Annotated in this window: 22 protein-coding genes; 15 read left to right on the forward strand and 7 right to left on the reverse strand. The window is 46.6% G+C overall.

All coding sequences use genetic code 11. The annotated features are described in order from the left end of the window. From B0187_RS04760 to pntB, 12 genes are all read left to right on the forward strand, one after another. The coding region (locus B0187_RS04760; protein WP_143413760.1) for a terminase TerL endonuclease subunit at positions 1-967 on the forward strand (967 nt) is incomplete at its 5' end. A gap of 233 nt (positions 968-1,200) precedes the next feature. Then, a complete protein-coding gene (locus tag B0187_RS04765; protein WP_078236724.1) occupies positions 1,201-1,707 on the forward strand; it encodes a hypothetical protein in 507 nt (168 codons plus the stop codon). A 232-nt stretch (positions 1,708-1,939) separates the two neighbouring features. Beyond that, a complete protein-coding gene (locus B0187_RS04770) occupies positions 1,940-2,632 on the forward strand; it encodes a hypothetical protein (RefSeq protein WP_078236725.1) in 693 nt (230 codons plus the stop codon). Between the two features lie 153 nt (positions 2,633-2,785). Next, on the forward strand, positions 2,786-3,013 hold the full coding sequence (locus B0187_RS04775) for a helix-turn-helix transcriptional regulator (RefSeq protein ID WP_245797007.1): 228 nt from the start codon (positions 2,786-2,788) through the stop codon (positions 3,011-3,013). A 96-nt stretch (positions 3,014-3,109) separates the two neighbouring features. Further along, complete coding sequence (locus B0187_RS04780) at positions 3,110-3,763, forward strand: ash family protein (protein ID WP_078236726.1); 654 nt, start codon at positions 3,110-3,112, stop codon at positions 3,761-3,763. Further along, a complete protein-coding gene (locus tag B0187_RS04785; protein WP_078236727.1) occupies positions 3,756-3,998 on the forward strand; it encodes a hypothetical protein in 243 nt (80 codons plus the stop codon). Before B0187_RS04780 ends, B0187_RS04785 begins: the two co-directional genes overlap by 8 nt. Then, positions 3,991-4,206, forward strand: coding sequence for a hypothetical protein (locus tag B0187_RS04790; RefSeq protein ID WP_078236728.1), 216 nt, complete (start codon positions 3,991-3,993; stop codon positions 4,204-4,206). The genes B0187_RS04785 and B0187_RS04790 overlap by 8 nt, the downstream gene beginning before the upstream one ends. After that, positions 4,193-4,573, forward strand: a complete 381-nt coding sequence (locus B0187_RS04795; RefSeq protein WP_078236729.1) for a hypothetical protein — start codon at positions 4,193-4,195, stop codon at positions 4,571-4,573. The genes B0187_RS04790 and B0187_RS04795 overlap by 14 nt, the downstream gene beginning before the upstream one ends. After that, complete coding sequence (locus B0187_RS04800) at positions 4,566-6,341, forward strand: DNA primase family protein (RefSeq protein ID WP_078236730.1); 1,776 nt, start codon at positions 4,566-4,568, stop codon at positions 6,339-6,341. The genes B0187_RS04795 and B0187_RS04800 overlap by 8 nt, the downstream gene beginning before the upstream one ends. Positions 6,342-6,882: 541 nt before the next feature. After that, the gene (locus B0187_RS04805; protein ID WP_078236731.1) at positions 6,883-8,733 is read left to right on the forward strand and encodes an ATP-binding protein; all 1,851 of its coding nucleotides are present in this window, start codon (positions 6,883-6,885) and stop codon (positions 8,731-8,733) included. Between the two features lie 144 nt (positions 8,734-8,877). After that, positions 8,878-10,410 carry a Re/Si-specific NAD(P)(+) transhydrogenase subunit alpha gene (pntA, locus tag B0187_RS04810; protein ID WP_078236732.1) on the forward strand — a complete coding sequence of 511 codons (1,533 nt, stop codon included), beginning with the start codon at positions 8,878-8,880 and terminating at the stop codon, positions 10,408-10,410. A gap of 10 nt (positions 10,411-10,420) precedes the next feature. Continuing rightward, positions 10,421-11,794, forward strand: a complete 1,374-nt coding sequence (gene pntB / locus B0187_RS04815; RefSeq protein WP_078236733.1) for a Re/Si-specific NAD(P)(+) transhydrogenase subunit beta — start codon at positions 10,421-10,423, stop codon at positions 11,792-11,794. Between the two features lie 366 nt (positions 11,795-12,160). Here pntB and mnmC read toward each other — a convergent pair whose 3' ends face one another. Then, positions 12,161-14,164: a bifunctional tRNA (5-methylaminomethyl-2-thiouridine)(34)-methyltransferase MnmC2/FAD-dependent 5-carboxymethylaminomethyl-2-thiouridine(34) oxidoreductase MnmC1 gene (gene mnmC, locus B0187_RS04820; protein WP_078236734.1), complete on the reverse strand. Its 2,004-nt coding sequence runs from the start codon at positions 14,162-14,164 to the stop codon at positions 12,161-12,163. 272 nt (positions 14,165-14,436) lie between these two features. On the opposite strand from mnmC, the gene B0187_RS04825 reads away from it, so the two are divergent. Next, the gene (locus tag B0187_RS04825; RefSeq protein WP_078236735.1) at positions 14,437-16,206 is read left to right on the forward strand and encodes a monovalent cation:proton antiporter-2 (CPA2) family protein; all 1,770 of its coding nucleotides are present in this window, start codon (positions 14,437-14,439) and stop codon (positions 16,204-16,206) included. Positions 16,207-16,309: 103 nt separating this feature from the next. Here the strand turns inward: B0187_RS04825 and fnr are convergent, their stop codons facing one another. Continuing rightward, the gene (fnr, locus tag B0187_RS04830) at positions 16,310-17,077 is read right to left on the reverse strand and encodes a fumarate/nitrate reduction transcriptional regulator Fnr (protein ID WP_078236736.1); all 768 of its coding nucleotides are present in this window, start codon (positions 17,075-17,077) and stop codon (positions 16,310-16,312) included. A gap of 186 nt (positions 17,078-17,263) precedes the next feature. Between fnr and accD the strand changes: the two genes are divergently transcribed. Together accD and folC are read left to right on the forward strand one after the other, a co-directional pair. Continuing rightward, positions 17,264-18,166 carry an acetyl-CoA carboxylase, carboxyltransferase subunit beta gene (accD, locus tag B0187_RS04835; protein WP_078236737.1) on the forward strand — a complete coding sequence of 301 codons (903 nt, stop codon included), beginning with the start codon at positions 17,264-17,266 and terminating at the stop codon, positions 18,164-18,166. Next, entirely contained in the window at positions 18,163-19,464 is a 1,302-nt protein-coding gene (gene folC / locus B0187_RS04840) for a bifunctional tetrahydrofolate synthase/dihydrofolate synthase (protein ID WP_425432438.1), read from the forward strand. The genes accD and folC overlap by 4 nt, the downstream gene beginning before the upstream one ends. A 23-nt stretch (positions 19,465-19,487) precedes the next feature. Here the strand turns inward: folC and B0187_RS04845 are convergent, their stop codons facing one another. Genes B0187_RS04845 through mreC form a run of 5 tightly spaced genes read right to left on the reverse strand, consistent with a single transcriptional unit; the run spans position 19,488 to position 25,053 of the window. Beyond that, positions 19,488-20,234, reverse strand: a complete 747-nt coding sequence (locus B0187_RS04845; RefSeq protein ID WP_078236739.1) for a YdcF family protein — start codon at positions 20,232-20,234, stop codon at positions 19,488-19,490. Between the two features lie 12 nt (positions 20,235-20,246). Further along, complete coding sequence (gene yoaA / locus B0187_RS04850) at positions 20,247-22,169, reverse strand: DNA repair helicase YoaA (protein WP_078236740.1); 1,923 nt, start codon at positions 22,167-22,169, stop codon at positions 20,247-20,249. Then, the gene (locus B0187_RS04855; protein WP_078236741.1) at positions 22,166-23,503 is read right to left on the reverse strand and encodes a replication-associated recombination protein A; all 1,338 of its coding nucleotides are present in this window, start codon (positions 23,501-23,503) and stop codon (positions 22,166-22,168) included. Before B0187_RS04855 ends, yoaA begins: the two co-directional genes overlap by 4 nt. A gap of 9 nt (positions 23,504-23,512) precedes the next feature. After that, positions 23,513-24,001 (reverse strand): rod shape-determining protein MreD, encoded by a 489-nt coding sequence (mreD, locus tag B0187_RS04860; protein ID WP_078236742.1) that lies wholly within the window; start codon positions 23,999-24,001, stop codon positions 23,513-23,515. Then, a complete protein-coding gene (gene mreC / locus B0187_RS04865; protein ID WP_078236743.1) occupies positions 24,001-25,053 on the reverse strand; it encodes a rod shape-determining protein MreC in 1,053 nt (350 codons plus the stop codon). Before mreC ends, mreD begins: the two co-directional genes overlap by 1 nt. Positions 25,054-25,073 lie beyond the last annotated feature (20 nt).

A 25,073-nucleotide genomic window follows, 5' to 3' on the forward strand; every position in this document is an offset into this window, starting at 1 on the left:
CAAACAGCATTATGACTACAGCTGCCAAATCTTAGACGGCACAGAAAAGAATGATAGCTTGTTCGTGATGATTTTTGAACTGGATGACGAAAATGAAGTCGATAGCCCCGAAATGTGGATCAAAGCCAATCCCAATATCGGCAAGTCTATCCCTTTTGCGGATTTTGAAAACACCATCGCCAAAGCAAGGGGCATTCCGTCCGAATGGGTTGAAATGCTTACCAAACGCTTTAATGTCTGGTGCAACGGCACAACCCCGTGGCTAGGTGAAGGGAATTGGAAACAGTGCGAACGCCATTACAGCGAAGAAGAACAAATCGGCAAAATCTGCTATATGGGGCTAGACCTATCTAGCACAAATGACCTTACCAGCATTTGCTACGCATTCCCCCACGAACAAAACCGAGTGCGGATCATCACACGCCACTACATACCCGAATACCAGCTACAAAATGTCGCCAATAAAAATCGGGCAATCTATCAGCAATGGGTGCGAATGGGCTGGCTAACCCCAACCAAAGGCGACTGTATCGACTATGACCGCATTCGAGATGATATCCTCAACGACAGCGAAAAATGGGAAATCAAAATGATCGGATTTGACGTCTGGAACGCCACCCACCTACGCACCCAGCTACAAGGGGCTGGTTTAGAGATTGAGCCATTTCCGCAAACCTACCAACGGTTCAGCCCCGTAGCCAAAAGCGTAGAAGTGCTGATCAACCGACAAATCATCGAGCATAACGGCGATCCCGTACTGGCGTGGGCATTGTCAAATGTTGTAATGGAAGCAGACGCCAACGCCAATATCAAACCGAACAAAAAGAAATCAGCAAACAAAATCGACCCCGCAATCGCTTTCTTAATGGCATTCGGCACTTACCAGCTAGAATACGGCGACCTTGCTTTTGAAATGAGCGAACAGCAACGCCAAGCTCTCGCCAACTTCAACGGGATCGACTTGTAGTAAACCTATCTCGCCCGATTTATCGGGGCAGCGTACTTCCACCATTGGTGGATGTTTAACTTCCCCCAATGGGGATGTCCAGGGTACTGTTGCGATAACCCAACAATTCAGCTATTGCCATAATGACAACGCCTGAACGAACGCATTTTTAAGGAGCGTGGGGTATCCAAATTTGGATAGGGGTATGCCCAAATTTGGATACACCCCTAAAATTGCTGATAAAGGAAAGGAAAATGAAAGTATCCGCACAAATTCAGAAAAACATCACCCAGTTTAATAACGACTTACAAAAAGCCCAGTATTCGGCGACAAGGGCAGGATTAAGACAAGGGATCAACGAATACAAACGCATAACTAAGCCACTTATCCCGAAACTGGCTCAAAGCACCCCATACCGACAAAAAGGGGCATTAGCACGCAAATTAAGAGCCAGTGTCAAATTAAATAAGGACAAAACAGGCGGCAGAGCCTCGCTATATTTTTCAACAAGAGCCGATAAGCCGGCAATGCTTACGCGTAAGCGAGTGAGAACAACGAAATCGGGCAAGAAATTGACGGGAGCAGTAAAAGCCTATAAAAATGATGCGTTCTACTGGTTTATGGTCGATCAAGGCACAAGTAAAATGACGGGCAGATTTTACCGCAACCGTGCCAAAGCCGCAGGGCAAGCAAGAGCCGACCAAAAACTACTTGAAACATACCGAGACACCCTAATGGCAAAAATGAAACGTTGGAAATAGCCAAATAAAAAAGCGGCAAGTTTCACAACTTTCCGCTTTTGATTTACAAGTGTTTAATACTATTTTGGTCAATCATTCATTTAAGGAGCTTTTAACAAATTTCTTTTCAGAACCTTGCTAAATACTCACGGCAGAAATATAGCAAAAAAGAGATTGAAAATCAAAGAAAAATTGTTTATTTTTACAGTATCTTATCGTAACCTTTCGTAATTAAACTTATTAAGGAACAAATATGCAAGACCCTATTTTAGATGAAATAAATCGATTAGATGAAATAGCGAAGAAAAAGCCCGAAGATTTAACAGCCGAAGAATTTGAACTGCTTAAGAAAGGGAGTGCGGCTTATCTTCATTCTTTGCAAAATATGGATGAAAAAACCTTAGCCGAAAACATTGTTAAAATGACTGATAATCATCAAAAAATCGCTAATGTAGATGATATTCGTTTCTGCTTAAAAGGGCTTAAAGATAACATTTCTATGTGTATAGAAGAAAAAAACACATTGATCGGTTATGTTGTAGATGTGGCAGAATTACAGGGTAAAGATAAGGAAGTTTTTTATAATGCAAACAATGCAATAGATACAGCAATAAAAGAAGTTTTAAATATGTTTAGCCAAGCCATAGAAATACATTCGCTAAATATCTACCGTCAATTACAAGTCGATCAAATTGTAAAAGGAAAATTAAACAGCCGATTAAGAAATAATGAAAGAGCCTATAAATCCCAAGTGGCAGAAATTGCAAAAGCAGAATGGGGAAATAATTTAGCGACCACTTATTCCACCATTCTGAAAAAGGCGAGAGAAAAATATAATATTACTGAAACAGACGACACCATTAAAAAGTATTTAAGTGAAATTGACCCACTGCCAAAAAATCAAAAACGCACTAAAAACGGCAAAATTGTGAATATCAAAACATAACTCACATTTAGGGCATAATAACCAGTGAATACCCCCTATCACTTGTGATTATGCCCTCAAATCCACTTATCGACCTCTCGAAAAATCCTCAAAATACCCCTCGTAACGTTACGCAACCATTCAAACATTCACTTAACTTTACGAGAGGACACAATGCAAAAAGCACCAATCCCACCGCATAAAGCCCCCGTCGCCGAAGCCGTATGGGGCAGCACCGAAGATGTAATGATTATGATCGGCTACAAACGCACCAAGCTCAACAGCCTAATGCGTGAAGATAGCACCTTTCCCAAACCGATCCGCCTGTCGAAAACTCACTTACGCTGGAATTTAGACGAAATCAACCAATGGATCAAAGCAAAAGAAGCTGAACGTGCGTAATAAAAAAAGCGGCTGGTCAAACACCAACCGCCGAAAAAAGGCACTCACAGCACTCTTTTTTTCTATTCATCAACCTTAAACAAAGGATTACAAATTATGCGAGCGAATTATAACACCGTCTCAAATAAAATTCATACAAATTTTGTAAAACGTGAAAATTTTTCACGCTCACCCGCATTTACAAGCGGTACGATTTCCGCTAAATTCCGCACCGCAGTTTTAAATCAGACTGCCGAGCGTGGAAACTCGAATAATTTATACACGGCGAACACTAGCACGCCTTTACAACAACGTGCTTTTTTTGTTCGTAGCCCAAACACACCCCAAGAAAACCGCCCGAATAAAGCGGATTTTCTCTCAATGGTAGCGTTTGGCGGGCAAGGTTTCGCCCTTGACTGTTTTCCGTGTATAGCAGTTTTTCCACCCCGTCAAACGCTATCGCCCCACACTGTGGAAAGTGTCGCGATAGCCCCGAATAATCAAAACACGGAGCAAATCGCAATGATTTATCAATTCTTATGCGTAAACCGCAACGCCACCCCATACCTTGAAGAAATCGTACAGGTGCAAGCCATCAACGAAGACGAAGCACGCTGGCAATTAACCGCCAAACACGCTTTATTAGCGACTGTTGGACGATACCCCGACAACCAAACCCAACAGGCAACCGACCGCACCGCCCGCCTAAACGCCCGACTACTGGCAAAATTCCGCCCAAATCACACCGCTTGGGAGGTGGCTTATGCGTAATCGACCACAACTTACTGAAAATCAATTTATCGTAAACGGCAACGCCGAAGATTTTAAAAAAGCAACGCACCGCTTGAATGAAATTGAAAGTTTACTTGCCGTAATGACAGGTGTAGATCACGCCAAAGCGGACAATGTGGCAATTTCTATCGCCATTGAAGTAGTCGGAAAGTTATTAGGAGAAGTCAGCGATACCTTAAACTTTATGAGCATTGAGGAGGTGGGCAATGCGTAATCTTACCCGAGCAGAAACCAGTCAAGCCTTGCGACAAATCGAAGAGGCGGAGGCGATTTTATTTTTAATTCAGAAATGGACAGAGCCAACAGCAGATAACGAGGGCGATTGTATTTTGAATAGTAGCCTTGCGGTATTGGGCGATTGCATCAATGCCGTTTATCTCACACTTAGAGGTAAACAAGGAGGCGATAATGGCGAAGTGTAGAATTTATGGGCTAGTGGAATTTCCATTACTTACGCCCGATCATTCAATCCCTACCTTGCGAGCGGTGGCAAGGGATAAAATAACCGCCAAGAAGGTACTGAAATTAACCCGTGCGACCACTGGCAAAGAGCTTGAAATTAGAGAGCTGATTGCAACGGATTATTGCTTAACGATCACTTTCCCTGAAAGATTTACTACTTTCACGATAGCGAGAGGATTTAGACAAAAAACCGAAGTAGTCGAAGCTGGCGAACTCTTTAAACAGATTTTCCCGAATGTTGCTATCACGGTGGCAAGATTTAACGAAACCGCCGTATTCTTACAATGCCAAGATAAACCACAGAATAAAGGGGGCAACAATGGCTAAATTACTCAATGCCCCGAATATGAAAGCCCAACCGACACAGGCGGACAGCGTAAAAATTTTGGTGGGTTCGCAAGCGTGGGAATTTGCCAAAGCCCCACAAGCGGAACAATCCGCCGAGGAAATCGCCTTGAATGAGGTGCTACCAATCGCAGGGGGGAATATTCCCCCGATTGTGTTAGCAGGCGAAAATCTTTCTCAAATCGACCGCTTGCGGATTGCCCCACACACGGCAAGGGAAGTGATTATCCAACGATCCAACCAAGCCGAGCCATTGCCACAAGCCTTGATTACGCAAATCTGCTACAACCTAGCCAAGCACACGGTGGCGGATTGTGTATTGATGATAGACGAGGCAGAACAACCCCTTGAAAATCTTTCCGCTTATATCGAGCGAGTGAGAAAGGGCGAGAGCGTGGCGGAAATGGTGGCAGGTACACCGCTTAAAATTGGCGAAAGCTCACAGAAAGAGATTGTCGAGAGCTTTTTACAATGGCACAAAGAGCCGTTAAAGCGTGATGTCGTTTTTGGGCGGACTTACCGCTACAACGGGTTGATGTGGGAGTTGGTCAGCGATGAACAGCTAAAACGGCAATGTCTCGCCTTTTTTGAGGCTTGTGACGGGGCTTACACGGCAAGCAAAATCAACAAATTAGCCGAGTTGATTATTCTCAAACTTGACCCGATCCCCCTTGAAAATCCCGATTTTGTCGGCTTTCAAAATGGCGTACTGAATAAGAAAACGGGGGAATTTTTACCGCATAGCCCCGATCACTTCTTGCGAGCGATAGAGAATAGCACCCTCAATACCGACAGCACCGAAACGCCGCATTTTGATGACTGGTTAGCATTTGTCAGCAACGGCCACGAACAAAAACAGCTGGCGATTTTGGCGGGGCTTTATATGATTTTGACGAACCGCAACGAATGGGGCTTATTTTTGGAAGCCTCAGGCGTGGGCGGTGGCGGGAAAAGTGTATTAGGACAAATTGCCACAATTTTAAACGGGCAAGGACACACCGCCATTTTAGACCTCAAAGGGTTTGAAGATGTGAAAAGCCGTTCGGCATTGATTGGTAAAACCCTTGTATATAGCCCCGACCAAAAGCCCTATAAAGGTTCAGCCGATGAATTTAAGGCAATGACAGGGGGCGATCCGATTAGGGTCAAATTGCTTTATAAGGACGAAATCGAAATCAAAGTAAACGCCGTTTTTGTGATGTCTACCAACTCGCCATTACTCTTTACCGACCGCAACGGGGGTATCGCAAGACGGCGAGTGATTATCCCGTTTGATCGTGAAATTCCGCCCGAAAAGAAAGACGTGAATTTTATTGATAAGGTCAAGGCTGAAATCTACGGTATCGTACAAAAACTGCTGGCGATGTTCCCCGAGCCGAACACCGCACGGCAGATTTTGGAAAATTACAAAGGCACAAGTGGCGGATTAGAGATCAAATCACAAGGCAATCATCTGATAGATTTTGCCCGAGCCTTTAAAGTGGCGAATGATGAATTAGGCTTGTTTTGGGGGAGCAATCAGACCAACAAAAACAAAGACCAAGCACTTTATCAGGCGTATTTGTTCTATTGCGATTGCCAAAACCTCAAACCGCTCAATCTCTTTGCCTTTAAGCAGGCTTTACCCGATGTATTAAAAGAGACAGGGCAAACAGTGAAAGTGACCGAACACCGATCCACAGGCGGCTATTATCGGACGAATATCCACTGGAAAGACAAGGACGGCACATTGAAAGAGTGGCAAGGCTAAAACGAAATCACAGGGCGAGCAATCGCCCTTTTTTATTGCTTAAAAATCCGCCACATTCCCCTAAAAAAGTGATTTTTAGTGACAATCACTCCCCCGATCACTGGGCGAATGATACCCTATAACCCACTCAAACCCTTGTGCCACAAGGCTTTAACCCCAAAAGTGATAAAGTGATGTAAAAATACATAAAAAAAATTATTTTTTTTCTAACTCAATAACTTCTTTACAGGTTAGAGATAAACCGCTTACTATGTATCCGCCTTAGAGAATTGGATTACTTTTTGTTTTAGGAACACAGTTAGGAACACAGAAAAACAATGTAAAACATAAAGTTATTTTAAATCAAATAGTTGCATTGCTAGATCTAGTCTCGCCCAGGCACCAAATTAAAAGCCTAGCAAAAATGCTAGGTTTTTTCTTTTGTTTCAAATGCTTACTTTTATTCCTTACTCTACCCTTTCGATCATTATTCTAAAACTTTTCCCTTGATTTTAGGCTATAATCCTACCGCTTGTGTAGGGATTTTTTATAAGGGGAAAAAATGGATCTTGCGATGTTTAAAGAATGTAGCCAACGCTACGTAAATTGGGTGCTGCGATTGGGGCGAACCCGTGCTGCGTTGTTTGGCTTTTTCGTACTTGCCTTGTTTGCGATTATCGTACAATCGGGGCTAACTTATCTTTTTACTAGCCAGTTACAACTCACGGATATTTGGCGTTCGGTGGTGTTTGGTTTGCTCACTGCCCCTTTTGTGATCTACTTTTTTAATGTGATCGTAGAAAAGTTGGAACGCTCACGGATTCAGCTTGAACAGAGCCTTTACGATTTAAACACTTTGCGAGAGCAAGATGCCTATCTCAACGCCACCCTTGAAAAAAATAACCGCGATAAAACCATTCTAATGGCAACTATTAGCCACGAGTTACGCACTCCGCTCAACGGCATTATTGGGTTGAGTCGTATTTTGCTTGACGGCGAATTGACGGAACAGCAACGCAAATACCTCAAAACCGTGCATATCAGTGCGATTTCCCTTGAACATATTTTCAGCGATATTATTGATTTGGAAAAAATCGACAGCCGCCGCATTGAACTGGCTCGCAAGGAAGTGGAATTTTCCCTGCTCATCAACGACATCAGCAATTTTGCCAACCTAATGGCGGAACATAAAAAGATCAAATTCCATATCAACTACCCCGATCATTTGCCCGATTTTATCTCGGTAGATAACGCTCGCCTCAGCCAAATTTTGTGGAATTTGGTGAATAATGCGGTCAAATTTACCCCTGCGGGCGGCGATATTTACCTCACAGTGAAACAGCTCGATCAGGATCATTTCAGTTTTAGCTTGAAAGATACGGGGATCGGTATTGCGAAATCCGAGCAAGAAGCGATTTTTAAAATGTTCTACCAAGCGGAAAATGCCCAAGAGAAAAAAGCCCAAGGCAGTGGCATTGGGCTGGCGATTTCTAAGCATATCGCCAAATTGATGGGCGGTAATCTCACGGTGGAAAGTGATCTCAACGAGGGGGCAACCTTTACCCTTGTGATCCAAGCGGATACGGTGCAGTCGCAAAATCCGATTACGATCAGCCCTCACGCCCTTAAAGTGCTGTTGGTGGAAGATATTGAGGTCAATATCGTAGTGGCAAAAGCGATGTTGGAAAAATTCGGCTGCGAGGTGGATGTCGCAATGACGGGGGCTGAGGCTTATCAATGTTTCGATAATGAAAGCTATGACTTAATTCTGCTTGATATTCAACTGCCCGACACCACGGGGGTGGAAATCGCCCAAAACTTGCGTGAGCGTTACGAACAGGGCGAGGTGGATTATCTGCCGATTTTGATCGCCCTCACCGCCAACATTATGCAAGACAAAAATCAATACCAGCAACAAGGTATGGACGATGTGCTACGCAAACCCCTCTCGTTAGAGGCGTTGTCCGACTGTTTGAACCAACATTTTGGCGAGAACTTTATGGAAAAAACTGCGGAAATCCTACCGCTTGCAACGGCGGAAAATGATGAAAATCTGCCGTTCGACAGCAAAATTTTGCGGGAATTGGTGCAAGTAATGGGTAAAACGGCGGTGCTGAACAATTTCCATTTATTCGCCAGCGTAATGCCCGATTATTTGAAAAATCTGCAACGCTATTTTGCGGAATGGCAACAATCCCCTACCCTCGCCAACCGCAAGGCAACCATTGATGAAGCCCACAAAATCAAAGGGGCGTTGGCTTCCGTGGGGTTAATTCAGTTACAGCAAATCGCTCAACTGGCTCAAACGGACAGCCCCGAATGGCATCGCCAAATTGGCGGTTGGATCAACCAAATTGATACACAATGGCAACAGGATCTTAACTTGGCGATCAAATGGCTGGAAGATCATTGATAAATTGGCGTTCGCTATTTCATTAAATAAGCAAAAACGGCAAAAAATGTTTACCCAATCTGTAAAGAAAATGGTAAAGTTCAAGCCGTTTTATTTTTAAAACTTCACTTTTCTTTTTTAACTTTTACCAAGAGGGTTCTTCTTATGCTTATTGGCGTACCAAGAGAACTGCTTGACGGCGAAACTCGTGTGGCGGCAACGCCCAAAACCGTTGAGCAGATTCAAAAACTCGGCTTTGAAGTGATCATCGAAAAAGATGCGGGCTTTAAGGCGAGTTTTGAAGATAGTGCCTTTGCGAATGTCGGTGCGAAAATCGGCTCGCAAAAAGAGGTGTGGAATGCGGATATTATCTTTAAAGTGAATCCGCCAACCGATGCTGAAATTGGCTTAATCAAAGAGGGGGCGACCCTCGTGAGCTTTATTTGGCCAGCTCAGCGTCCCGATTTAATGGAAAAATTATCGGCGAAGAAAATCAATGTGTTAGCAATGGATGCCGTGCCTCGTATTTCTCGTGCGCAATCCCTTGACGCATTAAGTTCAATGGCGAACATTGCCGGCTACCGTGCAGTGGTTGAGGCTGCGCACGAATTTGGCAGTTTCTTCACGGGGCAAATTACCGCGGCTGGTAAAGTCCCACCTGCGAAAGTGTTGGTGATCGGGGCTGGCGTGGCTGGCTTAGCGGCCATCGGTGCGGCGAATAGCCTTGGTGCGATTGTGCGTGCGTTCGACTCTCGTCCAGAGGTGAAAGAGCAAGTGCAAAGTATGGGTGCGAGCTTCCTTGAAATTGATTTCAAAGAAGAAGGTGGCTCAGGCGATGGCTATGCGAAAGTGATGTCAGATGAATTTAACCGCCGTGCCTTAGCCCTCTACGCGGAACAAGCGAAAGAGGTGGATATTATCATTACCACGGCGTTGATCCCGGGTAAACCTGCCCCTCGTTTGATCACCAAAGAGATGGTTGATTCAATGAAACCAGGTTCGGTGATTGTCGATTTAGCGGCAGCCACTGGCGGTAACTGCGAATACACCAAAGCTGGCGAAGTGGTGGTGACGGAAAATCAAGTGAAAGTGATCGGCTACACCGATTTACCAAGCCGTTTGCCAACCCAATCTTCCCAACTCTACGGTACTAACTTGGTGAACTTGCTCAAATTATTGTGTAAAGAAAAAGATGGCAACATTAACATCGACTTTGACGATGTGGTCTTACGTGGTGTCACGGTGATCCGTGATGGCGAAGTGACGTGGCCTGCTCCACCAATTCAAGTATCAGCCCAGCCTCAAAAAGCCCAACAAGCGGTCGTTTCTGAGAAAAAAGAGGAAAAACCTGCTGATCCTCGTGTGAAATATGGGGCAATGGCAGCGGTTGGCGTGTTGTTCTTATGGTTAGCCTCAGTCGCACCATCGGCATTCCTCTCGCACTTCACCGTGTTCGTGTTGGCGTGTGTGGTCGGCTACTATGTGGTTTGGAACGTCAGCCACGCCCTACACACCCCTCTAATGGCAGTAACCAATGCGATTTCGGGCATTATTATTGTCGGTGCGTTATTACAAATCGCCCAAGGCGGATTCTTCATCAGTATCCTTGCCTTTATTGCGATCCTCGTTGCAAGTATCAATATCTTTGGTGGCTTTAAAGTGACCCAACGAATGCTTGCTATGTTTAGAAAAGGTTAAGGAGTAAGTAATGTCAGAAGGTTTAGTACAAGCCGCTTATATCATCGCGGCACTGCTCTTTATTATGAGCCTAGCAGGGCTTTCCAAACACGAAACCGCCAAAGCAGGTTGTTGGTATGGCATTATCGGAATGACCATCGCCTTAGTTGCGACCATTTTCGGGCCGCAATCACAAGGCACAATCTGGATCTTGCTTGCTATGGCAATCGGTGGCGCTATCGGCGTACGCCAAGCATTAAAAGTGGAAATGACCGAAATGCCAGAATTAGTGGCAATCCTACATAGCTTTGTGGGCTTGGCGGCGGTTTTGGTCGGCTTTAACAGCTATGGTTTAAGCCACGAAACTGATCCTGTGTTGAAAAATATCCACAATGTGGAAGTCTTTTTAGGGATCTTCATCGGTGCGGTTACGTTCACAGGCTCAATCGTTGCCTTTGGTAAATTGCGTGGCATTATCAATTCCAAAGCGTTAATGTTGCCACACCGCCACAAATTAAACCTTGCGGCAATCGTGGTTTCAGCGTTATTGATGATCGCGTTCTTGCGTAGCCCAGAAAACATCTTCCCAGTGTTGGTAATGACCGCCATCGCCCTCGCTTTCGGTTGGCACTTGGTTGCCTCAATCGGTGGGGCGGATATGCCAGTGGTCGTATCAATGCTCAACTCTTATTCAGGTTGGGCAGCTGCGGCAGCAGGCTTTATGTTGAGCAACGACCTGTTAATCGTCACGGGGGCATTGGTGGGTTCATCAGGGGCAATCCTCTCTTACATTATGTGTAAAGCAATGAACCGCTCATTTATCAGCGTAATCGCAGGGGGCTTTGGTAACGATGTGGTCGCAAGTTCAGATGAAGAACAAGGCGAACACCGTGAAACCACCGCCGAAGAAGTGGCTGAAATGCTCAAAAACGCCAGCTCAGTAATCATCACCCCGGGCTACGGAATGGCGGTGGCACAAGCCCAATATCCTGTTGCCGAAATCACCCAAAAATTGCGTGATCGTGGTGTGAATGTGCGTTTTGGTATTCACCCTGTGGCAGGACGTTTACCGGGTCATATGAACGTATTATTGGCAGAAGCGAAAGTGCCTTACGATGTGGTGCTTGAAATGGACGAAATCAACGAAGATTTCGCCGATACCGATGTGGTGCTCGTCATTGGTGCGAACGACACCGTAAATCCAGCGGCGATGGAAGATCCAAACAGCCCAATCGCAGGAATGCCAGTGCTTGAAGTGTGGAAAGCGGCGAACGTGGTCGTGTTCAAACGCTCAATGGCGGTGGGCTACGCTGGCGTACAAAACCCACTCTTCTTCAAAGAAAACACCCAAATGCTCTTCGGCGACGCCAAAGATCGTGTGGACGATATTTTGAAAGCACTTTAATTTTGCTTCAAAACACAACAAGGACGCCAATGGCGTCCTTTATTTTTACTTATACAAGGGGTAGGATTTTTTGAAATTTCTTATAAGGGCGGATATAAAATCCGCCCCTACACTTAAATCATTGCTCAAACCAAATTCCCCGTCATTTTGCGTTGAGTGGTTGCGTGAATTTCAAGGGCAATTTGTACTGTTTGAGCCAGCTTGCTGGCGAGTTTACAAATTGACCGTAGAAATTAGCAACAAGCGAAACAAAGCAAAATGCTCGGGGTGTGCTTTCTTTTGCTACTTTTCTTTGCACAAGCAAAGAAAAGTAGATCTACAAGCGGTAGGATTTCTCAAAATTTTCAAGGCATATACTCACAACCTCTACTTAACCCGACTACCTTTCAACAACTTTCGTAACCAAGTCCGATTTGGGGTGAGGTTGTGCAGGATATCTTCGGATAAGGGGATTGGTTCACCGCAAATTTGGCTTGCTAAAATTTCGCCAAGTAGGGGGGCGGTGGTTAAGCCTCGTGAGCCAAGCCCTGCGATCAGGTATAAATTCGGCTGATTTTCCGCTATCGAAATTGGCTCTTTTCGGCGAAGTTTGTTGTAGAGATTGACGTATTGGGCTTTTTGAACAGCAAAATTTGGCACTGCCCCGACCATTGGCACACGATCCCGAAAAGCCGCACGAATGCCGACTTTGGCTTGGTTTTGCGATAAATCGATCCCCTGCGTCCAGTCGCAAGCGGTCAGATTTTGGCAAAGTTTTGCCAGATTTTGCTGATGTTCTTCGAGGCTAAAATGCTCGTCAGCGTTATCCCGAATATGGCTTGCCCCGACACAATGGGTCTGTTGGGCGGACATCGGCGTGAGATAGCCGTCATAGCAAATCACCGCTTGCAGTGGTTGCAGAGCGGTCGTGGTTGGAATTTGGCTGACTTGCCCTCGCACAGGATAGAGCGGAATGCCGTCCGTCTCGGCAAAATCGGTTAATTTATGTCCGTTGGCAAGCACCAAAATTTGATGGGCGAAAGTCTGTTCGCCCTGTTGCCACTGCCATTTTCCACCGATAAATTGCGGATTTTGTACCTGATGATTAAGGACGATTTTTAGCCCCAATGTTTCCAAATAGGCAAAACCCCGTTGTACCAACTGCACCGGCGACAACCAGCCACCTTGGGCAATCCAGCCACCGCCATTTGGCACGAGCAAGCCGATTTTTTCGCTAAATTTTTCGGCGGAAATCAACTCAAACAAGGACGAATCTAAACCAAAATCAGCGATTTTTTGCAATTTTTGAGCGGTTTTTTGATTATAAGCATACAGCCCTACGCCGCAAAAATCTCTTTCAAAATCAATCTGTTGCGAAATTTGTCGTAGCCGTTGCAAGGCGTAATCAAAACTATGCAGATAAAACCGCACATTGCGATCATCATCATCGCTAAATTGTGGATAAATCGCCCCCTGCAAATTGCCCGAAGCGTTTTTGGCGACCGTTTCATCTTTGCAATAAAGGGTGACATTTTTGCCCCGTTCCAACAGCGACCACGCCAAAAATAGGCTCGCCACGCCGCCGCCGACAATCGCCACATCTTCGCTATCTAATTGATTTGGTTGATAAAAATAGGGAAACGCAACGGCAGGCGTTGGGCTTGCTAACGGCTTTTCGCCCCACAACATTTCTCGTTTTTTGCCGAACCCTTTGCGTTTTTTCACTTCAAATCCGACCGCTTGCAAACCTCGTCTAACTGCACTCGCCGCTGTGAAAGTAGCGAACGATCCGCCTTTTTGCGTTAAGCGGAACATCTGCGAATAGAGCTGATCGTTCCACATTTCGGGGTTTTTATCGGGGGAAAAACCGTCCAAAAACCAACAATCAACGTTTTCACAATAATTATCGCCCAGTTGCGGTAAATTTTCCGCCATCTCGCCAAACCAAAGGTCGAGGTAGATCTCGCCAAAATGATAACGTTGGCAACCAGCAATTTGCGGCTGCCAACAAGCGATCAGTTGTGCCGAAATTTCCGCAAATTGGGGGTAATGGCGATGAACTTCGGCGAATTGTTGCGAAGTGAGGGGGTATTTTTCAAAGGAAATAAAATAGAGCCGTTGCAATTTTGCGGTGGGGAATTCCACCTGAAAACGGCGAAATTGTGTCGCCACCGCCAAAAAATTCAGCCCCGTGCCAAAGCCCGTTTCGGCAATCACAAAATGAGTACGCGAGTGAGCCTGCCACTTTTCCCAAAGCTGATTGCCCTCTTGAAACACATAATGGCTCTCGGCAAGCCCGTCTTGGGTCGAAAAATAAATATCATCAAATTGTGCCGACACGGGCGTATTGTTGGCGTTAAAGGTTAAATCTGCGAAAGTGATGGGTTGCATTTGGATTGGCTGGTTAGAAAAAATAGGGGAATTTTAGGGGAAATTTAGGAGAAATTCAAAAATCTTACCGCTTGTAGATTGAGGGCGGATATAAAATCCGCTCAGGACGCCAGCGTGGCGTCCCTACGTAGGGTCGCAATGCTTGCGACCCAAATTTTTTACGAAAAATAAAATCCCATTATCAATCAAAGAAAAAGCCGTTATCGATGGTTATTTTTACATATATTTGTTATGATGTTGTCCGTTTTTAGACTGTTCACAAAGGGGGAATAATGGCAGCTGAAAGTGCGAATCAATTAGTTAGCACCGTGATTTTACTTGGCTCGGCGGTGGTTGCCGTGCCGTTGTTTAAGCGGTTGGGGCTTGGCTCAGTGTTGGGCTATCTTGCCGCAGGGTTGATTATCGGTCCGTTCGGGTTGGGGCTTTTCCAAGATCCGCAGGCAATTTTACACACCGCTGAATTAGGGGTGGTGATGTTTTTATTTGTGATCGGGTTGGAAATGAAACCCGCTCATTTATGGCATTTACGCCACCAAATTTTGGGGTTAGGCACATTCCAAGTGGTGTTGAGTGCGGTGGTTTTAACCTTAATCGGCATTGCGTTTGGCTTTGCGTGGCAGATTGCGTTTGTAGCTTCGGCAGGTTTCGTGCTGACTTCTACCGCTATCGTGATGCAGGTTTTAGGCGAACGCCACGAGCTTTCGATGCCGCGTGGGCAGAAAATGGTGTCGATTTTGCTGTTTGAAGATTTGCTGATCGTGCCACTACTCGCTTCCCTCGCCTTTATCGCCCCTGAAAGTGCAGCCAATCAATCTAGCACCCCAATTTGGCAACAAATTGGGATTGCCACTCTTTCATTGGTTGCCTTGATTGTGGCTGGGTTATGGTTACTCAATCCGCTGTTTAAAATTCTTGCTAAATCCAAAGCTCGCGAAGTGATGACGGCGGCGGCTCTGCTCGTGGTGCTTGGCTCGGCGTTGTTAATGGAAATGGGCGGTTTATCAATGGCAATGGGGGCTTTCGTGGCAGGCGTGTTGCTTTCGGAATCTTCCTTCCGCCACCAGTTAGAGGCGGATATTGAGCCGTTCCGTGGCTTGTTGCTCGGCTTGTTCTTCCTCGGCGTAGGAATGGCGTTAGATTTGAAAGTGGTTGCCGAAAACTGGCAGCTCATTCTTTCCGCCCTCGCCGTGATGATGACAGTGAAATCCCTCTGTATTTATTTCGTGGCTCGCACCCTCAAAAGCCCTCACGGTGAAGCGATTGACCGTGCGGTGTTAATGTCGCAAGGGGGGGAATTTGCGTTCGTGTTATTCTCAGCAGCGGTCAATTATGGCGTGATCGACAGCACCGTCAATGCGAATATGACCGCAGTCGTGGTGCTTTCAATGGCATTGACCCCAATCACCATTATTATCTTGAAATTCTTCACTCGCAACGGCGTATTGCACCTTGACGGTATTGACAGTCTTGAAACGGGCGAACACGAATTGCACGGCAACGTTCTGATTATCGGCTTTGGGCGTGTGGGGCAAATTGCCAGCCAAGCCCCAATTGCTTACGGGGCAGAAATCTCGATCATCGACAACAACCCCGAAGTAATTCGTTCGGCGAAAAAATATGGCTTTAAAATCTACTTTGGCGACGGCACTCGCACGGATATTTTGCGTAACGCTGGGGCGCATAAAGCGGACTGCGTAATGATCTGCGTAAATGATCCGAAAGCCTGTTTGCAGATTGTAGAAAATGTTCGCCACCTCTGCCCGAACGTGAAAATTATCGCCCGTGCGATTGATCGTCAGCACGAACTTGCCTTGGTGAAAGCCGAAGCGGATTACCACGTTCGTGAAACCTTTGAGGCGGCGGTGCTAATGGGGAATAAAGCGATTGAAGTGTTAGGGGCGGATAGCGATGAAATTCAAGAGATTTCCGCTGAAATCCACCGAGCCGATCACGAACGCTTTGCCCTCGAAATGGCAGGTAAAGAGTTTGAGGGGCGTGATTTATTACTGAAAAACGTCTCGAAAAATCCGAGTTCGCACTAATATGAATATAACAAGCTGTTAGATCGTTGTATAAATAATAAAGGTTGCTAATAATACAAAATAATTCATTAGCAACCTTCTCTATTTTATGCTTATTTGTTTATTATTCCGCCTGCACCACAGGAATTTTCGATTTGGTCGCCCCGGCAAGTTCAACTAATTTATCCATTTGGTTAATCGTAATATATTTGCCTTGCACGGTAATCATTCCCGATTTTTGGAAACGCCCGAGCAAACGGCTAATCGTCTCAATGGTTAAGCCGAGGTAGTTGCCAATATCGCCACGGGTCATTGTTAAACGAAATTCCCGAGCGGAAAAACCGCGAGCAGCATAGCGTTGTGAAAGATTATGTAAAAATGCGGCAAGTTTTTCTTCGGCACTCATTTTGGAAAGTAACAAAATCATCTGTTGATCGCTCTTAATTTCGTTACTCATCAAACGCATAATTTGGTGGCGAATTTTCGGCATTTTGCCCGCGAGATCGTCCAAAATTTCAAATGGAATTTCGCAGATCATTGAAGTTTCAAGGGCTTGGGCGAAACCCACGTGTTGCATATCCATAATCGCATCAAAACCGACCAAATCCCCTGGTAAATGGAAAGCGGTAATTTGCTCTTCCCCTGTTTCGCTGAGTGTGTAACTTTTGATCGTGCCTGAGCGTAACGCATAGATAGAACGTAATTCATCGCCCGATTTGAAAATCACTTGGGATTTTTGCACGGGTTTTTTGCGTTCAATAATGTTATCAAGTTGAGTGAGTTCATTTTCACTCAGGGTAAACGGAAGGCATAACTGACTGATACTGCAATTTTGGCAGTGAATCGTGCAACCTCGAATTGAGGTATTTTTCGGTTCAGAAGCAACTTTCATCTTACTTTCCAGCAAATAATAACTAAAACTTTGATCTAGTACAAAATTCTATCACTTTTTTATGAGAAAAGAAAATGAAAAAAGATTTTGCAAATTTCTGATCAGATCTGCGTTGAGAGCATACCCAAAACGGGCTTTTTGTGGTTTAATACGCAGACTTTTTGATTAAAACAGAGGTTTCCCAAAATGAGTTGGTTAGACAGAATGTTAGGGCGTGATTCCGCCTCATCAAATGGCTCAAAATCTAAAATCCCCGAGGGCGTTTGGACGAAATGTACCAGTTGCGAACAGGTGCTTTACGGCGAAGAACTTAAACGCAATTTAAATGTTTGCCCGAAATGCGATCATCATATGCGAATTGATGCCCGCACTCGCCTGTTAAGTTTGCTTGATCAAGATAGTGCCGAAGAATTAGCCGCTGAATTAGAACCGCAAGATGTTTTAAAATTCAAAGATCTCAAAAAATATAAAGATCGCTTAACCGCCGCTCAAAAACAGACGGGCGAAAAAGATTCGTTCATCGTGATCTACGGCAAAATCTACGATATGCCAGTCGTTACTGCTTCATTCAACTTTGAGTTTATGGGTGGTTCAATGGGATCAGTGGTTGGGGCAAAATTTGTGCGTGCCGCCGAAAGAGCCTTAGCCGAAAAAATTCCGTTCATCTGTTTCTCAGCATCGGGCGGGGCGAGAATGCAAGAGGCGTTGTTCTCGTTAATGCAAATGGCGAAAACCAGTGCGGTGCTTGCCAAAATGAAAGAGCAAGGCGTGCCGTTTATTTCGGTGCTAACCGACCCTACACTTGGTGGCGTATCTGCAAGTTTAGCAATGTTGGGCGACATCAATATCGCTGAGCCAAAAGCCCTCATCGGTTTTGCAGGTCCGCGTGTAATTGAACAAACTGTGCGTGAAAAATTGCCAGAGGGCTTTCAACGCAGTGAGTTCTTATTAGAAAAAGGGGCGATTGATATGATCGTCCACCGTAACCAAATGCGTGATACCCTCGCTCGCCTTTGTGCCAAACTCACGGGGCAACCCACCCCATTCAAAACGGGCGAGTTAATTACCGAACAGGTTGAGAACGCATAATGGCAAATTTGATTCAGCCAAAAGCCACGGATTCTTTGGAAATGTGGCTTTCCTATTTAGAACAGAGCCACTTTAAGCCGATTGATATGGGCTTGGAACGGATACAAGGGGTGGCTTCCTCGCTAAATTTACTCAATCCAGCCCCCTACGTGATTACGGTCGCTGGCACGAACGGCAAGGGTTCGACCTGCCGTCTGCTGGAAGTGGCGTTGCTCAATGCGGGCTATCGGGTTGGCGTTTATTCCTCACCTCACCTGATTCGCTATAACGAACGGGTGCGGATTCAAGGGGAAACTTTGCCCGATCACGCCCACGTTGCCTCTTTCGCTCACATTGAACAGCACAAAACGGCTTCCCTCACCTATTTTGAATTTAGCACCCTGTCGGCGTTGTATCTGTTCCAGCAGGCGAACCTTGATGTCGTGATTTTGGAAGTGGGCTTGGGCGGTCGTTTAGATGCGACCAACATTGTCGATCCGAATTTTGCCGTGATTACCTCAATCGACATCGATCACGTTGATTTCTTGGGGGATAACCGTGAGCAGATCGGGCGAGAAAAAGCGGGGATCTTCCGCCCAAATATCCCTGTCGTGATCGGCGAGCCAGATTGTCCGCAGAGTATTTTGGATCAAGCAAAAACCCTAAATTGCCAAAAATTCCAACGCAATGTGGAATGGCAAATTTCGCAAAAATCTGACCGCTTGCAATGGCAAACCGATTCGCAACCGCTTGATTTGCCGTTGCCGAAAATCCCCGTGCCAAATGTCGGCACAGCGGTGGCGGTGTTACGCCATTTGCCGTTTGATGTTCCGTTTGAAGCGATTTATCAAGCGGTTGCCAACGCTCAAATGCCCGCTCGTTTCCAATCTCTAACCGAGCAAGATTTTGCGAAATTTCACGGAAAGCGACCGCTTGCAAAGGTGATCATTGACGTAGGGCATAACCCCCACGCGGCACGCTATTTAGCGGAACGCCTTGCGGAACAGAAATCATCTGTGGGGAAAATCTATGCGGTATTTAGTGCCTTAGTCGATAAAGATTTAAGCGGCATCGTTGAGCCGCTTGCCGAGCTGATTGACGAATGGCATTGTGCAGGTTTGGCGGGTTATCGTGGACAAAGTGGCGAAGCGGTACAACAAAAACTGCAAACTGCCTTACCACAAGCGGTCAGTTTCGCCTATGAAAACGTACCGCAAGCCGCCCAAAGCCTGTTTGAAAAAGCCGAAAAAGAAGATTTAATCCTCGTTTTCGGCTCGTTCCACACGGTGGCGGATTTATTGGTTTGGCTCGAAAGTTAGCCGAGCAAATTAGCCAAGTAAATTTAACCTAGCAAACGCTCTTTCCAGTAGCCCAGCCACTCTTTGAGGGCGGTGCTACTGTTTTGCAACGCAAGGGCTTGCGGAATAAATGCAAGCCCACCAAATTCTAAGGCGGTTTGCGACCCCACTGCCGCCCCCAGCACTTCAAATCCCTGCTGTTCAAACAACATTTTTGCCCGTTTCAAATGCCATTGATTAGTTACCACCACGATTTTTTTGATCCCAAGGGGCTGTAAAATTTCCGCCGAATAGATCGCATTTTCTTTGGTGGTATTTGAGCAATTTTCCACCCATTGAGGCGAAAGATTGAAAAACATTTTTAGCTCTTTCGCCATCAATTCCGCCTCTGGCACGCGATCTTCGGGGCTACCACCCGTGAGCAATAACGGCAGATTGGTCTGCTGATGCAAAAAAGCCCCATAACGCAACCGTTCCAACGGTGTCGGGGCAACGGCGTAGCGATCAAAAAGTTCCAAACTCTCTCGCACCCCACCGCCCAACACCACTATCGCTTGGGCTTGACGATAATCCGCCAAGGTAAAATTTGGGGTTAAACTTACCGCTTGCACCAACTTCTGCGACACAATCGGCGTACTAAACAGATAAAGTAAACCAAAGCCCAACACCGCACAAACACGGCTCAATTTCCGATAATTCAGCCCCCGAAAAATCCACGATAACAGCCACAAAATCAAACTATTAAACGGCGGCAATACAATAGCGGTAAGGAATTTGGTGAAAACAAGCATCTCCCCTCCCCTTTATTGTTGCAAAAACGCTTTCACTTTATCTAAATCCCTTGTGCGAGTTGAGGGCGGCAGGCTTTTGAGGAAAGTCGCACCATAGTTTCGCATTACGAGGCGGCTGTCGCAGATGATGACTACGCCGCGGTCGGTTACGTCTCGGATTAACCGCCCTACCCCTTGTTTGAGGGTGATCACCGCTTCGGGGATTTGGATGTCGTTGAACGGGTCGCCGCCTTGCAATTTGCAATCTTCCATTCGGGCTTTGAGTAACGGCTCATCGGGCGAGCTGAACGGCAGCTTGTCGATAATCACAAGGGATAACGCTTCGCCTCTCACATCAATCCCTTCCCAGAAACTTTGGGTGGCGACTAAGACGCTATTCGGCTCTTTGATGAATTTTTCAAGCAGGCGACTTTTGCTGGTTTCGCCCTGTAACAGCACATTGAGCTTGCTATGTTCCCGTAGAAAATCGGCAAGCCCTCGCATCATTGCGTAAGAGGTGCAGAGCAAAAAGCAACGCCCTTGGTTGGCTTCGATCACGGGTTTGAGCATTGTGCCAAGGGTAGTGAGGGTGTGCGGTCGGTTGCTGTCGGGCAGGTAGCGAGGGACGCACAATAGCGACTGTTTGGCGTAGTCAAATGGGCTTTGTAACACTAGTTGTTCAGCGTTTTCAATCCCTAATCGTTGGCAGAAATGGTCGAATTTTCCGCCCACTTCTAGCGTTGCCGAAGTGAACACCCAGCCGATTTTTTGCCGATTGAGCTGTTCGCCGAATTTGTCCGCCACCGTTAAGGGGGTAACGTGCAAACCGAACGAACGCCCGTTCGCTTCGTACCAATAGCAATAGCCCATTACGGTGGTGTCGCTCAATTTTTTCAGTTGCGATTTGGCTTCTGCAAGTCGCTCAAAAATTTTGTCGAGGGTTTCGGAACGCCCGAGGGATTTTTTCGCCACTTCGCTCATAAAATCAAGGCTTTCGAGCAGGCGAGTAACGCCGTCCACCACCTTTTGATCTTGAAACAACTCACGCAAATTGCCCTTTGCCGACATTCCCTCGCCCATTAGCAAGCGGAAATCTTGCACCGTTTTTTGCAGATGATCCGCCGCCTTGCCGAGTTGGGCGAGATCTTTCAATTCGCTGCGGTAAACGATGTTTGCATCTTTGCAAATATCGAACAGTTGGCGAGAGGTGAGAGATTGCCCAAAGTATTGGCTGGCAATGTCGGGCAGTTGGTGGGCTTCGTCAAAAATCACCAATTCCGCCTCGGGAATCAATTCGCCAAAGCCCGTTTCTTTGACCGCCATATCCGCACAAAAAAGATGATGATTCACCACCACCAAATCCGCTTCCATTGCACGGCGGCGAGCCTGCACCACATAGCAATCCTTATAGCTCGGGCATTCCGTGCCGAGGCAATTTTCGGTGGTGCTAACCAGTTGGGGCAAAATCGGGCTATCTTCGGCGAGGGCGATACATTCACTTAAATCGCCCGTTTTGGTGCTGGCGTGCCATTTGCGGACTCTACTCAAATCCGCCAACACCGATTTATCGCCCAGCACGCCCATTGCGATCACCCGATCTAAGCGATCAAGGCAGAGATAGTTGGCTCGCCCTTTGAGCAAGGCGACTTTGCCCTTGTAGTTGAGGGCTTTTTGAATGGTGGGTAGATCTCGGTTAAAAAGCTGATCTTGCAGATTTTTTGAGCCAGTCGAAACAATGGTTTTCTTGCCCGATAACATCGCAGGCACGAGGTAGGCAAAGGTTTTGCCCGTGCCTGTTCCCGCTTCCACCACGGTCGCACTGGCAAAATTTATCGCATTTCCGACCGCTTGTGCCATTTCTAACTGAGCTTGGCGAGGGCGGAAACCCTTGATATTTTTGCTTAATCGTCCGTCTGGGCTGAATGTGTCGATGATTTGATCGGCTAATTTCTTCATTTATATCTCTGTTGATCGCTGGCTTGGTCAAGGCTTTTTAGCCACGCTAATTTCTCTTTGATCTGCTTTTCCATTCCCCGATCCGTTGGGAAATAGAATTGCGTGCCGTCTAGCTCTGGTGGGAAATAACTTTCGCCGCTGGCGTAGGCGTTTGGTTCATTGTGGGCGTAGCGATATTCTTCGCCGTAGCCGAGGGATTGCATTAGCTGGGTTGGGGCATTGCGTAAGTGCGGTGGCACATCGTAATCTTTGCCCTCTTTGGCGAGGCGTTTCGCCTCGTTGAACGCAGTGTAAACGGCATTGCTTTTCGGGGCAACCGCAAGGTAAATCACCGCTTGGGCGATAGCTCGTTCCCCCTCGTAAGCCCCGACTCGGGTAAAGCAATCCCACGCAGCGAGGGCGATTTGCATTGCACGGGGGTCGGCGTTACCAATATCTTCCGAGGCAATCGCCAACAGACGGCGAGCCACATAGAGCGGATCGCCCCCTGCGGTTAAGATCCGAGCGTACCAATACAACGCCCCGTCTGGCGATGATCCGCGAATCGATTTATGCAAGGCGGAAATCAGATCGTAGTAACGATCGCCCCCCTTATCAAAACGGGCTTGCCGTTCGCCTAGCACTTCGGTTAGCAAGGCTTTATTCAAAATTTTGCCCTGCGAAGTGGTTTCCGCCATATCCGACATCAATTCCAAGCAATTCAAGGCAAAACGAGCGTCGCCATTGACATAATCGGCAAGTAAGGCAAGGAGATAAGGTTCGATCCGCAGGGTTTCGTTGCCTAGCCCACGCTCAGGATCGCTCACCGCATTTTGCAAAATTTGCTGGATTTCGACCGCTTGTAACGGCTTCAAAATATAGATTTTCGCCCTTGAAAGCAGGGCGTTATTCAATTCAAACGAGGGATTTTCGGTGGTCGCCCCGATAAAAATGATGGTGCCGTCCTCAATGTGGGGCAAAAAGGCATCTTGCTGACTTTTGTTGAAGCGGTGGACTTCGTCCACGAATAGCAGGGTGCGTCTGCCCGTTTGACGGTTGAGTTTGGCTCGCTCAATCGCTTCACGGATCTCTTTCACGCCAGAAATTACGGCAGAAAGACGTTCCACTTCCGCATCAAAATGGTGGGCGATAATTTCGGCGAGGGTGGTTTTGCCCGTGCCTGGTGGCCCCCAGAAAATCATTGAATGGCGATGACCGTTTTCAATCGCACGGCGTAGCGGTTTGCCCTCGCCGATAATGTGCGATTGCCCCACATATTCAGCAAGGTTGCGAGGTCGCATTCTTGCCGAGAGGGGGCGGAAATCTTCGCCAAAATCAAAGGTTAAGCTACTCATTTTGGCAAATTAGCGTAAGCCTAAACTGCGGCGGATTTGACGCATTAACAGGAAAATCCACGGCCATAACACACCGCTTACCACCGCACCCAATAAGGCTTGTGGATTGAAGTCGGCACTGTGGATTAACAATTCAACGAAGAAGATCGCAAATTTGATCGCAATGATATAGAGCATCACTAAAATACTTTGCAACCAAAGGGAAAGGTTACGCAGAATCAGGTGGTATTTAGCGACAAAATAGATCGCAATCGACAACACAATCGAATGCACGCCCAGCACCGAGCCAAGCACCAAATCCCACACAATACCTGCCACGAAAGCTGTGCCAACGCTGATTTTATTTGGCAAGGCAAGCGTCCAATAAATCAACACGAGAATCACCCAAGAGGGGCGGAAACCTTGAAAGCCCGTTGGAAACGGCATAATTTCCAGCACAAAGGCGACAATAAAAATCGCCATTAACACTAAAATCTGAAAAATCGGATTAGATCGCATTACTCTTTTCCTTCCTCTGTGCTGTGGTTGATGCCACTCTCTTCTTCGGGTTGAGTCGCTGGATTTTCAGGCAACTCTTCCGTTGGTTGCTCTGCCCCCGCTTCTTCTTTCACTTCGGTTTTCTTCTTCTCGCCACTCTTTAAGCGGTCTAATGGGCTTAACGCTTTGCGTCTTTCATCTACCACATCACGCACCCCTTGTGGGCTACGGCTTTCCGTTTTGCGTAAATCATCGGCGGTTGGCCAAAGCATTAACAGATAACGAAGTCGTTCAAAGGACGCTAATGGACGAGCCGTTACCCGAGCAAAGTGATTTTTGCCCTCGTTTGAGACGGTTTCCACAATCGCTACGGGATAGCCTTCGGGAAAGCGACCGCCCAAGCCCGAAGTTACCAACACATCGCCTTTCACAACATCCACATTCCGCGGCAAATTATCGAGCAATAATTCCGAACCGTTGCCCGTGCCGTTCGCAATGCCACGCACATCGTTCCGCAACACTTGCACGGGAATGGCGTGGGTAACATCGGTAATCAACAGCACGCGACTGCTCTTTTCGCCCACAGAAATAATCTGCCCAACAACCCCACGTTCATCAATCACCGCCTGCCCCACAAAAGCACCGTCCGCCTGACCTTGATTGATCACCACTTGCTGACGGTAAGCATCAGTTTCTGCGGTTAAAACTTCGGCAACTTTCTTATATTCATCTTGACGCAGTGGCGAACTCAATAGCAAACGCAAACGTTGATTTTCCACTTTGAGCTGATCGAGCAACAATAAATCAGCACTTTTCTCTCGCAACTGGGTTTTTAAGGCACTATTTTCGAGTTGCAAGCGGTTAGTATCGACAAAATTATTGCTCACACCGTCCAGCACCGAGCGAGGGGTGTTAGCAAAATAGTAAAGCCCACTCACGGCGGTTTCCATTGCGTTTCGCATTTGGATCATCGCACTGCTACGACCGTCTAACAGGATCATTGCAATCGACACAACAATCGCCAAAAACAGTCGCACGCCAAGCGGTGGGGATTTCGCAAAAATAGGTTTCATAAAATTAACAGGTCAAAAAG

Origin of the sequence: Haemophilus paracuniculus (genome assembly GCF_002015115.1) — a bacterium.
GTDB lineage: Bacteria > Pseudomonadota > Gammaproteobacteria > Enterobacterales > Pasteurellaceae > Haemophilus_E > Haemophilus_E paracuniculus.